This window comes from Paraburkholderia sp. PREW-6R, assembly GCF_039621805.1.
Taxonomy (GTDB): Bacteria; Pseudomonadota; Gammaproteobacteria; order Burkholderiales; family Burkholderiaceae; genus Paraburkholderia.
Genome location: NZ_CP155073.1, coordinates 1,463,309 through 1,476,397 on the forward strand (window position 1 = coordinate 1,463,309; position 13,089 = coordinate 1,476,397).

A 13,089-nucleotide genomic window follows, 5' to 3' on the forward strand; every position below is an offset into this window, starting at 1 on the left:
CCGATGAAGATTCAACTCCGCTATTTCGCGAGCGTGCGTGAAGCGCTCGAACGTGCCGACGAAACAGTCGATGTACCCGAGAGCATCGCCACGGTAGGCGACGTGCGCGCCTGGCTGCGCGTGCGCGGCGGCATCTGGGCGGACACGCTTGCCGAGGGCCGAGCGCTGCGCATGGCCTGCAACCACGTGATGACCGACGCGGGCACGCGTATCACCGAGGGTTGCGAAGTTGCGTTCTTCCCGCCCGTGACCGGCGGCTAGACCGCGCGCGCTGTTTTTGCCGGACCCGTCCGCTTTCAGTCCTGGAGCCATTCATGCCCGTCCGCGTCCAAACGGAAGACTTTGATCTGACCGCCGAGGTGGCGGCACTACGTGCGCGCAATCCGAAGATTGGCGCGGTTGCGTGCTTCGTCGGCACGGTGCGCGATCTGAACGACGGCAGCACAGTCGAAACGATGGAACTCGAGCATTACCCCGGCATGACGGAAAAATCGCTCTATGCGATCGTCGCGACGGCGCGCGAGCGCTGGCCGGGAATCGAGGTGCTGATCGTGCACCGGGTCGGCAAGCTGTATCCGCTCGATCAGATCGTGCTGGTCGCAACGACGGCTGCGCATCGGGGCGACGCATTCGCATCGTGCGAGTTCGTGATGGACTATCTGAAAACGCAGGCGCCGTTCTGGAAGAAGGAAAAGACCGACGCCGGCGAGCGCTGGGTCGACGCCCGCGTTACCGACGATGCCGCGCTTGCGCGATGGAGCATGCAGTCAGGCGAAGGCATGGATGCCGGTTGAGCGTGGTGAGGCAAGCGACCGCGGCGACCGCATGACCACTCCGGCGTCCGATCCGGATGCGGTGCGACTGGATTGCAGACGCCGTTACTCATCTTCCCGCGAGCGCCCGACAATGCGCGCCGGAAACGGCTCGCCCGCTGGCCGCTTCGCGAGAGCCGCGTGATCATCCGAGTCGTCTTCGCGCGGACGACGTGGCGCGATGCGCTCCAATAGCGCCCGCTGCTCCTCCGGAATCGTGTAATCCCAGCCAAACCGGCTCAGCTGCAGGCTTTGCGCAATGCGCAGTGCCGGCTCCATGAAGCGCACCGCGGCGGCGGGCTGATAGCGCGATTGCACGGTATCCAGAAACAGATAGAGCCAGCGGCTGAAGTGTTGCGGCTCGACGCCCTCAAGCGGTTGGTGGGCCTGCTGAACGTTGCCGCGGTAGTGCTTCGCGCCAAGCACGAGGCTTGCCCAGAACGCGCACATTTTCGGCAGATGGTCGTCCCAGCGGCCGGCGAGCGTCGCCTCGAAGAGCGGGCCGAGCTGCGGGTCGGCGCGCACGCGGTCGTAGAAGCCGTAGACAAGCTCGCGAATGTTCGCGTCGGTAGGTTCCGCAGCGCGCGGGGTGAGCGGTGCGGCAGGAAAAGATGGGTTCATGCGAATTCCGGAAAACGTGCCAATGCTGCGCGAGCCGAATGGCGGCGCTACATCATGTCGCATTCGACTGGACTGCGTCGGCGCGGTCGTCGGCGCGCAGGTCGGCCCGGGATGTCAGCGCAGAAGGAAGCGGCTTGCCAATACGCTGCTTTTCGTGAGAATGAGAACGTCAGGAAACGTTACCATTACCGTTGAATGACCCTCGCAGAGCTGACAGCCGTGAATCAAACATGCTCAGCGCCTGCATCTTAGGGCGGCTGACAGCTCCCCGCAACCCTCGCGTCGACGCGGTTTTAATCCGGATCGCGGTCTGCGCTCATGCGGCACCCGTACTTATGAGACTGACCGACTACACAGACTATTCACTGCGCGTCCTGCTCTTTCTCGCCGTGCGCGGCGAAGGCTTGTCGACGATCCAGGAGATCTCGGACGCTTACGACATCTCCAAGAACCACCTGATGAAGGTGGTGCAGCAACTGGGCGAGCTCGGCTGGGTTGAAACCGTGCGCGGCCGCAACGGCGGCCTTCGACTGGCCGGACACACCAGCGAACTGACGGTGGGCGAGATCGTGCGGGCAACGGAGAGCGACTTTGCGCTCGTCGGCTGCTTTCCCGATCAGCACGGCCAGCGCCGGCCCTGTGTGATAACGCCACAATGCCGCCTGCGCGGCGCGCTCGAGGCGGCGCGCAACGCTTTCCTGGCCGAACTGGACCGTCACACGATCGGAGAGGTCGCAGAGCCGCATGGGCCTCTCGCCGCGCTGCTCGGTCTGAGTCAGGTGATTCCTATCGTGCCCGCAGCCGCGCCTCCCGCCGGTTCGGCGCCCGTTGGCTGAGCGACGAACGGTTCGCGCGCGTCAAAAGGTAAAAACTTGTCTCCAGACGCAAAAAAGCGCTTGAAACGCGGGTAAATCGCCTCATTTTGGTGGTAATCGAAATTGGAGGTCTCTTGATGAGAATCGACAAACTAACCACTAAATTCCAGGAAGCGCTGGCCGACGCGCAGAGTCTCGCGGTAGGCCACGACAATCAGTACATTGAACCCGTCCACGTGCTGTCTGCGCTCGTCGCGCAGCAGGACGGCTCGGCGCGCTCGCTGCTCTCGCGTGCCGGCGTGCATGTCCAGGCGCTGCAAACCTCGCTCGACGAAGCCATGACGCGCCTGCCGCAAGTACGCGGCACGGACGGCAACGTGCAGATCGGCCGCGAGTTGACCGGCCTGCTCAACCAGGCGGACAAGGAAGCGCAAAAGCTGAACGACACGTTCATCGCGAGCGAGATGTTCCTGCTCGCCGTAGCCGACGACAAAGGTGAAGCCGGCCGTCTCGCGCGTCAGCATGGGTTGTCGCGCAAGTCGCTCGAAAGCGCGATTGCAGCGGTGCGCGGCGGCTCGCAGGTGCATAGCCAGGATGCGGAAAGCCAGCGCGAAGCGCTGAAGAAATACACGGTCGACCTGACCGAACGTGCGCGCGCGGGCAAGCTCGACCCGGTGATCGGCCGCGACGACGAAATTCGCCGCTCGATCCAGATCCTGCAGCGCCGTACCAAGAACAATCCGGTGCTGATCGGCGAACCGGGCGTGGGCAAGACCGCGATTGTCGAAGGACTCGCGCAACGGATCGTCAACGGTGAAGTGCCGGAAACGCTGAAGGGCAAGCGCGTGCTGTCGCTCGACATGGCCGCGTTGCTGGCGGGCGCCAAGTATCGCGGCGAGTTCGAAGAGCGCCTGAAGGCGGTGCTGAACGACATCGCGAAGGACGAAGGGCAGACCATCGTCTTTATCGACGAAATTCATACGATGGTGGGCGCGGGCAAGGCCGAAGGCGCAATGGACGCGGGCAACATGCTCAAGCCGGCGCTCTCGCGCGGTGAATTGCATTGCGTCGGCGCGACCACGCTCGACGAATATCGCAAGTACATCGAGAAGGATGCCGCGCTCGAACGCCGCTTCCAGAAGGTGCTGGTCGATGAACCGACCGTCGAGGCGACCATCGCGATCCTGCGTGGTTTGCAGGAGAAGTACGAACTGCATCACGGCGTGGACATTACCGACCCGGCGATCGTCGCGGCGGCCGAGCTGTCGCATCGCTACATCACGGATCGCTTCTTGCCGGACAAGGCAATCGATCTGATCGATGAAGCCGCGTCGAAAATCAAGATGGAAATCGACTCGAAGCCGGAAGAGATGGATCGGCTCGACCGTCGTCTGATTCAGTTGAAGATCGAGCGCGAAGCGGTCAAGAAGGAAAAGGACGAAGCGTCGCAGAAACGTCTGCAACTGATCGAGGAAGAGATCGAACGTCTCGATCGCGAATATTCGGACCTCGAAGAAATCTGGACGGCCGAAAAGGCAGCGGTGCAGGGCAGCGCACAGTTGAAGGAAGAGATCGAGAAGACGCGCGCGGAAATCACGCGTCTGCAACGCGAAGGCAAGCTGGAAAAGGTCGCCGAATTGCAGTACGGCAAGCTGCCGGGTCTGGAAGCCCAGCTGAAGGAAGTGACGCAGGCCGAAGCAAACGAGCAGAACAATCCGACGCGGCCGCGTCTGTTGCGCACGCAGGTTGGCGCGGAGGAAATCGCGGAAGTCGTGTCGCGTTCCACGGGCATTCCGGTGTCGCGCATGATGCAGGGCGAGCGCGAGAAGCTGTTGCAGATCGAAGGCAAGCTGCACGAGCGCGTGGTCGGTCAGGACGAGGCGATCAGCGCCGTGGCCGACGCGATCCGTCGTTCGCGCGCCGGGTTGTCGGATCCGAACCGTCCGTACGGCTCGTTCCTGTTCCTCGGACCGACCGGCGTGGGCAAGACCGAACTGTGCAAGGCGCTGGCGTCGTTCCTGTTCGATTCGGAAGACCATCTGATCCGTATCGACATGAGCGAATTCATGGAGAAGCACAGCGTCGCGCGGCTGATTGGCGCGCCGCCGGGATATGTCGGCTACGAAGAAGGCGGTTATCTGACGGAAGCCGTCCGCCGCAAGCCGTATAGCGTGATTCTGCTGGACGAGATCGAGAAGGCGCACCCCGACGTGTTCAACGTGCTGCTGCAGGTGCTCGACGACGGCCGTATGACCGATGGCCAGGGCCGCACCGTGGACTTCAAGAACACGGTGATCGTGATGACGTCGAACCTCGGTTCGCAAGTGATCCAGTCGATGGTCGGCGAGCCGCAGGAAGCCGTGAAGGACGCGGTGTGGGAAGAAGTGAAGCTGCACTTCCGTCCGGAATTCCTGAACCGGATCGACGACGTGGTGGTGTTCCATGCGCTCGACCGCTCGAATATCCAGTCGATCGCGCGGATCCAGCTGGAACGTCTGCACGAGCGTCTTGCCAAGCTCGACATGCAACTCGTGGTGTCGGACTCAGCGCTCGAACATGTCGGCAAGGTCGGCTACGATCCGCTGTTCGGCGCGCGGCCGTTGAAGCGCGCGATCCAGCAGGAGATCGAGAATCCGGTCGCCAAGCTGATTCTGGCCGGCAAGTTCGGTCCGAAAGACGTGATTCCGGTCGAAGTGGAAGACGGCAAGCTGGTGTTCGAGCGCGTCGTGCACTAGGTCAGCGTCCAGCGGAAGCGACGCGCTGGCATCACGCGAAGCACGGAGCGGCGGCGAAGGTTGAGCCGCTCCGGCATTCATGCAAAAGCGGCAACGAAGGTGACTTCGTTGCCGCTTTTTTATTTGTGCGACTCCTATCGCTCCGGTGCGACAGCCGACGTGCGTACTTTCAGATCCCGCTCAGGCACTGCCCTTACCGAATAGCGACGACAGCCCACCCAGCGCGCCGAGCACCGTCGTCGCGTTCAGTTTGCCTTCGGCCGGCACCTGGCCTTCCGGAGTCGCCGCGTTGACCACGTGCGGCAGAATTTGCGACAGCAGCCCGGTGACCTCGTCCGGCTGAACGCCGGCTTTGGCTGCAAGGTTGGTCACCGTGTCCGAGCCGAGCACGCTATGCAGCGCGTCGGGACTGATCGGCTGATTCTCGCCGTTGCTGATCCAGGACGTGACGACGTCGCCCAGGCCCTTTTCCCTGAAACGTTCAATCAGCCCATTCAGGCCGCCCGGCTGGCTGTTGACGAATTCGAGTGCGGTTGCAATGAGGGCCTGCTGGCCGCCGCCTTCAGGCGACTTGCCAACGAGGGAACCAATAGTGTCGAGTAGGCTCATGACGATCTCTGTTGAAGGCCGGCGCGCCAATGGCGGACCGGCGGGTTAAAACGCCGCGCGGTGGCGCGGCAAGGTTGGTCACGCACCGCCCGAGGCTGCCGCCGCGGAGGCCGCCTTGCTCTTCTTCGCTTTTTTCTTCGATGCCTGGGTACCGGATGCGTCGGCCGGCGCGGACGCCGCCATAGTGGCCGGCGCAGGCGCGGCTGCTGTATCGGACGCCGCCTTGCTCTTCTTTTTCGACTTTTTCGTACCAGACGCCGCCGCGGGCGCGGACGCCGCCGTGGTGGCGCCGGTGGTGGCGGCGGTCGTGGCCGGCGTTGTCGCGGCTGTCGTGGCGGCCGGTGCAGCTTTGGTGCTGGCGGTACTGCCGGATTTGCTGGCGGCCTTGGCACCGGCCGGCGGCGCGGTCGAACCGTTGATCGTCAAGCCGGCTGCTTCGAGGTTCACCACCGATTTCGATCCGATGCCCTTGACCCGGTTGGCGAGGTCATCGGCATCCTTGAACGGCCCGTTCTTGCTGCGTTCGTCGATGATCGCTTTCGCATGCACGGGGCCGATGCCCTTGACTGACTCCAGCGCCGCCTGATCGGCGGAGTTCACTTCGACCGCCGCCGCGAATCCGGCCGACAGCGACAAAGCCAGAGCAACGCAAAGCATGAACAGCTTCTTCAGCATAGCAAGCACTCCATTGAGGGCAAAAAAGTTAGCCGCAAGGAAAAACTCAGGACCTCACATTCTGTCGGCGGGCGTTGCGCTTAAGCATAGGACAATCGCGTGTGCCTATTTGCAGAGGCGGTCGATTTATACCGATCGATTCGTGACAAGTAAATCGGCGCAGACAATATTTAAACCTTTTGCATTGGAATTAAGCTGTTGTGAGTTTATCGATCAAGTCCGCGCTATCAACAATGATCCGGTGGACAAATGACAATGCGATTGCTTGATCTGAAACGCACCGGAAGTCCTAAACCCGATGCGCGTTGAAACGACCGTCTCGCCGATCGCCGTGATACAAGCTTTTGCTGTCGAGCAAACCGAGGGACAGCCTACGACGCCACAGCGGCGCGATCTGCCGATGGCGCATGGGGATGCGGTTTTGGCGCGGATAGCCGGGTTGCCGCGCAGGCTGGGCGAGATTGTCCGCATGATCGCTTATGACGAAGCGCGATCCACTGCTGGCGTCGCTTCATTCCGCGAAGGCAGCGGCCGCCAGTAGCTCAAGCCGCTGCATCCATCCGATGCGCCGCGTTCGCTCGCAAATACCGCTTGCTCACCGTGCGCCAGTAAAGCAGCAGGCCGATTCCCGCGATTGCCAGGCTCGCCGTATTGGCAACCCAGAATCCGCGCGCGCCGGTCAGCCATGCGGGCGTGAGACCTGCCACGTCGAACCCGAGCACATAGCCACCGCCAAGGCCCACGCCCCACAATGCGACGGCATAAATCACCGTGGGCACCACCGCGACCTTATACGCACGCAGCACGAACGCGCTCGTGATCTGCAACGCATCGAACAGGTGATAGCAGACAACGATCAGCACGAGTGGCATGGCCGCAGCCGCGACCTGCGCGTTCGGCGTATAGCCCGCGATGATGAACGGCCGCAGCACCAGTACGATAGCGCCGTAACAGCAGGCAATGGCCACTGCCATCACGATGCCGTGACGCGACAGCGTGCGTGCTGCTTCCGGCCGATGTGCGCCGAGCGCCTGAGCGACCAGCGTCGACGAGGCAATGCCAATGGAGAGCGGGGTCATGTACAGCACGGCGCCGATATTGCCGGCGATCTGATGACCCGCGAGCGTGGTCGTGCCGAAGCGCGCGATGAAGAGCGCCATGAACGTGTACGACGTCACCTCGATCAGGTACGAGAGTCCCATCGGAATGCCGAGCCGCAATTGCGCTGCCTGCCGGCGCCAGACCGGCCAGCAGAAGCGCGTGAAAACGCCGAACGGCGCGAATACTTCGACGCGCGTCAACAGCACCATGCCGAGCACCGCCAGCGCCCAGTTGATCGTCGTGCTCGCGAGCGCACAGCCTGGACCGCCCAGCGCCGGCACACCCCACCCGCCGAAGATGAACCACGTGTTCAGCGGAAATTTCAGCAGCAGCGCGCCGAGTTGCAGGATCATCACGAGCCGCGGCTTGCCGACCGCGTTCGTGACGGAGCTGTAGACGCGAAACGCGAGTCCGGCGGGCAGGCCGAACGCGAGAATTTGCAGATAGCCGACCGTGCGTGCATGCAGCGCCGCGGGTACACGCGCGAGCCGCAGCAGGAACTCCGGAAAATAGAGAATCAGAAATCCGACGACGGTCAGCGCCAGTGCAAGCCACAGCGCCTGGCGCACTTCTTCGCCGATTTCGTTGTAGCGGCGCGCGCCGTACAGTTGCGCGGTAATCGGCTGAAGCGCGGTGAGAATCCCGGTCAACCCGATATATACGGAAATATAGATCGACGACCCAAGGCCGAGTGCAGCCAGATCCACCGCCGAATAGCGGCCGACCATCGCGGTGTCGATCACGCCGAACGCGATGATCGCCAGCTGCCCAATCAGCACGGGCCACGCGAGCCCGGCGATTTTGCGTACGTCGGCGAACATGGTCAGTCGGACTTCTTATGCCAGTTGCGGCGTTTGACGGGAACCGGCGGCTTCGGACGATCGATGCGCACGTAAAGACGGAACCGCTCGTCGCGGTCGGCCACCCGGCGGCCTTCCCACACCAGCTTCCACACGAAGTTGGACATCGCGCTCGGGTCGCCGTACTCCTGCGTGTCCTGGCGCAGGATCACGTCGCAGTCCTGGTCGAACGAGAAGTGCATGTCGCCGAAATACGCGAACGTCGCGATCTGCGCGTTCCCGAGGCGCACGGGCGAGATACACGTGTAGTCCTCCGGCAGATGGCTCGCGATCTGCTGCGCAACGTCCTTATAGGTGCGGCTGTAGTTGACCACCGGCAGCCACAGCGTCATGAGCAGCACCCACATCAACGTGGTGCCGGCGCTCGAGAGCACCACGCTGCGCCACAGGACTTTCGGATGACGCGCGAGACGCCATTGCACGAGCACGAACCAGCACACCGTCACGGCGACCGCGCAGACGAACGACAGGATCTTGAACTGCGGTGCGAAGCCCGGCGCGAGGCGCGCCAGGTTGCGTGCCAGAGGATGCGGGAAACCGGTGAGGCCCGCGATATACACGAGCCACACGAAGCTGCCGAGAATCGTGAAGCTCAGCAGAGCGAACCAGTCGATTGCATTGATCGCGCCGCGCTTCAGGGTGGGCAGCGCAAACGTGGCGAGCACCGCGAGCGGCGGCAGCAGCAGCATGTAGAGCCGGTTCGACTGATGGCTCTGCAGCACGACCAGCACGAAGAGCGGGCCGATCACCGACAGCGGAATCGCCACGTGCGGCGCGCGGCGCAGTCCCGACCAGCTGAACCACGCCCACACCGCGAGCGGCCACGCGGGCCACGTGAAAAGCGGCAGATTTTTCAGCGCGTAAGCGGCGACCGAGCCGGGCGGCCCGGCAAACGAACTCAGGCTGACGTGCACCCATTGGTTGAGGTACCAGACGGCGTCGTCGGGAAAAGCGGCGAGGGCGGCGATCGGCCACGAGATCGACACCAGCAGCGCGACCGGCAAGCCGGCCAGCAGCAGCCAGCGCGAACGCGTCTCGCGCACGATCAGCGCCATGGCGAAGGTGCCGAGCAGCAACGCGCCGACCAGCACCGGACTGCTTGCCAGCGCAACGAGTCCGATTGCGAGGCCCCAGATCATTGCCCCCTGAATGGGCTTGTCGATCATTCGCACGAGCCCGTACACGAGCATCGCAATCCCGACGAACTGAGCAAGTTGGGGCGTGGTTTCGTGGCCGCGCTCGGCAAGACCGAAACAGGCGAGCAGGATCAGCAGCGCTCCGTCGGCGAGCGTGCGGCCGTAATCGCGCGGCTCCGGCTCGCCGCCGAACGCGTATTTGAACGGTTGAACTTCGGCACGCCGGCCGAGCAGATAGGCCGCGTACCAGACGAACGCGCAGCCCGCGCAGAACAGCAGACCGGTAAAGACGCGTGACGCGTTGCTCGCGTCCACCCAGGGTGCCAGCAGGCGGATTGCGCTGGCGCCCAGCCAGTAGCCGAGCGGCCCGTCTTCAGTGAGATATTTGCCGACCAGATTCGGCAGCAGCCAGTCGTGGGCGCCGCCGTTGGCCATGGTCCACATGACGCCGAAGCCCGCCGCGTCCTCGTTCTTCCACGGATCGCGGCCGAACAGGCCGAACGCGGCGTAGACGATACAGATGGTCAGCAACAGCCAGCGCGGCAACGCACTTGTCGCGGAGGCAGTGAGGCGAACGACAGGTCTCATGCGGTGTGTGGATATGGATAAGCGGTGCAGCCGGGACCGGACGGGTTGTCCGGCTGGAATGGTCCGTTCTGGAGCATCCGGCATTGTAGTCGTGCCGTGCGGCGCGCGTCACGGCCGGTAACGGTACGGCCGGTAAAGGCGCGGCCGGAAAAGGCGCGGCCGGTAATCGCTCGCAGCGAAAACCGGAAAGTCTGTGACAAGCACACAACACCAGGTGGTGCACTGACGTGCGCTGGCGTGGCGACAAAAAAAGGGCAGCTCGCGCTGCCCTTCTGATTCCTGCTGTGCAACTGGCCGGAGCCAGCGGCGACGCAGAATTTACTTCACGGCTGCCTTGCCGGTAGCGCGCGAGCCAAACTTGTTGCGGAACTTCTCGACGCGGCCTGCCGTGTCCATGATCTTTTGCTGGCCGGTGTAGAACGGGTGCGACTCCGACGACACTTCGATCTTGGCGAGCGGGTAGGTCTTGCCTTCGAATTCGGCGGTTTCCCGCGTCTGGATGGTCGAGCGCGTCACGAACTTGAAGTCGTTCGACACGTCGACGAACAGGACTTCGCGGTAATTCGGGTGAATGCCTTCTTTCATGGTCTTTCCTTTAATCTGGCGGTAGCCAACCCGCGTGCAGCCGTTTTTAAGCGGACCGCATCTTGGCGCGAGCCACTTGCCTAGGGTCGAAAAACCGCGATTATGCCAGAAAATCAGTCGGTTGACGAATGTTATGCCGGCTTTTCACGGTGAACCGAACTGGAGGCCGACGCGTGCCGGGTCTTGCCGGTAAAAGCGGGCGAGTAGCCGGTAAAGCTCCGGATACTCGGCCTCGAACGCCTGCGGCTTGACGAACAACGCCTCGCTGCACACGGCAAAAAATTCCGACGGATGGTCCGCCGCATAGGGATCGATCAGCGAATCGCGCTCAAAACGCGCCCAGCGGCGCTCCGGGACGGCGTCGACTTTCGCGCAGAAATGATCGTACGCGTTATCGAACACGTCGGCCCACGCCTGCGCGTCGAGCGGCGCGTGCCAGCGGCGCATCAATGGCGGATGGCCGTCCGCGTTGCCGTCGAGCATGTCGATCTTGTGCGCGAATTCGTGAATCACGACGTTGTAGGCGTCCGTGCCGTCCGTCATCTGCGCGTCTTCCCACGAGAGTACGACCGGGCCGCCTTCCCACGCTTCGCCGCTCGCGTCCTGCTCGATCTCGTGGACAACGCCGTCTTCGTCCTCGACCGTTTTGCGGATCACGAATTCGCCCGGATAAACGATCACGCCGACCCATCCGCGGTACAGATCCAGACTGAGGTTCAAGACCGGAAGGCAGGCCTGCGCGGCGATGGCCACCGTCATCGCGTCGGTGAGTTCGAGCTGGTGTGCGGTCGAAAACTCTTTTTGCGAGATGAAGAGGCTGCTCAGTTCGCGCAGTCGCGCCAGATCGGCTGCTTCGAGGTGTGCGAGAAAGGGCAGGCCGCCGAGCGTGGCTTGCCAAAGGGCGTCGTCGATCGCGTAGTCGCGCAATGCGCGATCGCGGCGGCGCGTGCCCAGCCATTGAGTGAGTTTCGAAAGCATCGCCTGATGAAGCCTTTAGTCGATCTGTTTCTGCCACGCGGCGAATATCCCGCCGCACATCGCGATACCGATCAGAAAGTAGAAGCCGTCCAGCGAAGTCAGAAAGCTCGCCTGTTGTGCGACTGACCGGCTGATCTCCACGACCGCGAGCGCGTGCGCATCTGCAGGCGAGCGGCCTGCGACGGTGAAGCCGCGCGTCAACGCGGCAAGCGCGTTCTGAAACACTGGATTGTACGGATTCACGAACTCGGCGAGGCGGCTTTGATGCAAAGCCTGTCGATGCTGCTCGACGATAATCACCGACGCCGTTGCAAATGAGATCATCAACTGTCGCACGATGTTTTTGAGACGATAGCCGTGCGTGAATTCCTCGATCGCGAAAATGCGGAACGTGAGATTGGCGACAGGCAACACGATGAACAGCAACAACAGGCCGCGCAACAGCAGCGGCACGAGCAGGGCCGCTTCGCCGACGCCTGGCGACATGCGCGTCATCCACGCGGCGGCGAACGCAGCCACCGCGAAACCCGGCACGATGATCCACTTCTTGCGCGGCAGCACCTTCGCGTAACGCAGGTAGACGAACAGCGCGCTGGCCGATACCAGCGACGTCACGCCGACCAATTGGCCCGTGTTGTCGACGGGATAGCCGAGGCCGCTTTCCAGAAAGCGCGAGATCAGATAACTGAAGGCGGTCGAGATGTAGTAGTAGAACATGTACAGCACGATTCCGGCTCGGAACACCTTTTCGCGCAACGCGTGCAGACGCACGAGCGGCGACGGATGATGCCACTGATGCCACGCGAACCAGCCTAGCGCGGCGATGCCCGTGGCCGTCAGCAGGATCAATGCGGGCGATCCGCTGAACAACTGGAAGCGCACTTGCTGCATCACGATTTGCAGCGCGCCTTGCGCGAACGCGAAGATCAGATACGGCCAGAAATGCGCGGAACCGCGTTCCTCGGGCAGGCGGTTACCGGCGTCGGGCAACGCGAGCAGCGCTAGCACGGCGAATAGCACGCCGACGGGCGCAGTGCATGCAAAAAGCGCGCGCCAGTCGAAGTGACTGACGAGCTGTCCGCCGATGAGCGGCGCGAGCGCGCTGCACAGCACGATCAGTAACAGGAACGCGCGCGTAGCGGCCGGCCGCTGCTGCGGCGTGAAGCTCATCTGGATCAGGATACGGCAGGTGCCCATCATGGGGCCGATGAAATAGCCTTGGAAGCCGCGCGCCAACGCGAGTTCGACCGACGATTCGCACCCTGTCGCGGCCAGCGCGCCGGCCGAATAGAGCAGCATGCAACCGGCCACGTAGCGCCGATAGCCGAAGCGTTCCACCCACCATTGCTGCTGCAGGATGCCGAGGACGGCGGCGACGGCGTACGCGCTCGACGCCCACACGAGCTCGTCGGGCGAAGCGTTGAGGCCGCCCGCGATATAGCTTGTGAAAAAAGAAAAGATCGAGTTGTCGAAGTAGTCGAGGCCGGTGACGATCGCGAGCACCCACGGGAAAAAATCGCCGCGCAGTTTGGCGACGCTGAAAAGGGGTGCGCGGGACTGGGTGGCATTCATGC

13 protein-coding genes are annotated in these 13,089 nt (G+C 63.0%); 5 read left to right on the forward strand and 8 right to left on the reverse strand.

Features of this window, described 5'->3' with window-relative positions:
• Positions 1 to 3 precede the first annotated feature (3 nt).
• Both moaD and AAGS40_RS06365 read left to right on the forward strand, forming a co-directional pair.
• The gene (gene moaD, locus AAGS40_RS06360; RefSeq protein WP_345813902.1) at positions 4 to 261 is read left to right on the forward strand and encodes a molybdopterin converting factor subunit 1; all 258 of its coding nucleotides are present in this window, start codon (positions 4 to 6) and stop codon (positions 259 to 261) included.
• Positions 262 to 314: 53 nt separating this feature from the next.
• The gene (locus tag AAGS40_RS06365) at positions 315 to 794 is read left to right on the forward strand and encodes a molybdenum cofactor biosynthesis protein MoaE (protein WP_345813903.1); all 480 of its coding nucleotides are present in this window, start codon (positions 315 to 317) and stop codon (positions 792 to 794) included.
• 84 nt (positions 795 to 878) lie between these two features.
• Here AAGS40_RS06365 and AAGS40_RS06370 read toward each other — a convergent pair whose 3' ends face one another.
• On the reverse strand, positions 879 to 1,433 hold the full coding sequence (locus AAGS40_RS06370; protein ID WP_345813905.1) for a group III truncated hemoglobin: 555 nt from the start codon (positions 1,431 to 1,433) through the stop codon (positions 879 to 881).
• Between the two features lie 335 nt (positions 1,434 to 1,768).
• Here AAGS40_RS06370 and AAGS40_RS06375 point away from each other — a divergent pair, with 335 nt between their 5' ends.
• A complete protein-coding gene (locus AAGS40_RS06375; protein WP_345813907.1) occupies positions 1,769 to 2,269 on the forward strand; it encodes an Rrf2 family transcriptional regulator in 501 nt (166 codons plus the stop codon).
• A gap of 116 nt (positions 2,270 to 2,385) precedes the next feature.
• Positions 2,386 to 4,983, forward strand: a complete 2,598-nt coding sequence (gene clpB / locus AAGS40_RS06380) for an ATP-dependent chaperone ClpB (RefSeq protein WP_345813909.1) — start codon at positions 2,386 to 2,388, stop codon at positions 4,981 to 4,983.
• 180 nt (positions 4,984 to 5,163) lie between these two features.
• On the opposite strand, the gene AAGS40_RS06385 is transcribed toward clpB, so the two are convergent.
• Complete coding sequence (locus AAGS40_RS06385; RefSeq protein ID WP_345813910.1) at positions 5,164 to 5,592, reverse strand: YidB family protein; 429 nt, start codon at positions 5,590 to 5,592, stop codon at positions 5,164 to 5,166.
• A gap of 78 nt (positions 5,593 to 5,670) precedes the next feature.
• Complete coding sequence (locus tag AAGS40_RS06390; protein ID WP_345813911.1) at positions 5,671 to 6,267, reverse strand: helix-hairpin-helix domain-containing protein; 597 nt, start codon at positions 6,265 to 6,267, stop codon at positions 5,671 to 5,673.
• Between the two features lie 298 nt (positions 6,268 to 6,565).
• On the opposite strand from AAGS40_RS06390, the gene AAGS40_RS06395 reads away from it, so the two are divergent.
• Positions 6,566 to 6,808: a hypothetical protein gene (locus AAGS40_RS06395; protein ID WP_345813912.1), complete on the forward strand. Its 243-nt coding sequence runs from the start codon at positions 6,566 to 6,568 to the stop codon at positions 6,806 to 6,808.
• A 1-nt stretch (position 6,809) separates the two neighbouring features.
• Here AAGS40_RS06395 and AAGS40_RS06400 read toward each other — a convergent pair whose 3' ends face one another.
• The 5 genes from AAGS40_RS06400 to AAGS40_RS06420 form a co-directional block, all read right to left on the reverse strand.
• Positions 6,810 to 8,189, reverse strand: a complete 1,380-nt coding sequence (locus AAGS40_RS06400) for an MATE family efflux transporter (protein WP_345813913.1) — start codon at positions 8,187 to 8,189, stop codon at positions 6,810 to 6,812.
• A 2-nt stretch (positions 8,190 to 8,191) separates the two neighbouring features.
• Complete coding sequence (locus tag AAGS40_RS06405; protein WP_345813914.1) at positions 8,192 to 9,952, reverse strand: glycosyltransferase family 39 protein; 1,761 nt, start codon at positions 9,950 to 9,952, stop codon at positions 8,192 to 8,194.
• Between the two features lie 318 nt (positions 9,953 to 10,270).
• The gene (locus tag AAGS40_RS06410) at positions 10,271 to 10,537 is read right to left on the reverse strand and encodes a type B 50S ribosomal protein L31 (RefSeq protein ID WP_345813915.1); all 267 of its coding nucleotides are present in this window, start codon (positions 10,535 to 10,537) and stop codon (positions 10,271 to 10,273) included.
• Between the two features lie 144 nt (positions 10,538 to 10,681).
• Positions 10,682 to 11,515, reverse strand: coding sequence for a M90 family metallopeptidase (locus tag AAGS40_RS06415; RefSeq protein WP_345813916.1), 834 nt, complete (start codon positions 11,513 to 11,515; stop codon positions 10,682 to 10,684).
• A 15-nt stretch (positions 11,516 to 11,530) separates the two neighbouring features.
• A complete protein-coding gene (locus tag AAGS40_RS06420) occupies positions 11,531 to 13,087 on the reverse strand; it encodes an MFS transporter (protein ID WP_345813918.1) in 1,557 nt (518 codons plus the stop codon).
• Positions 13,088 to 13,089: the final 2 nt, after the last annotated feature.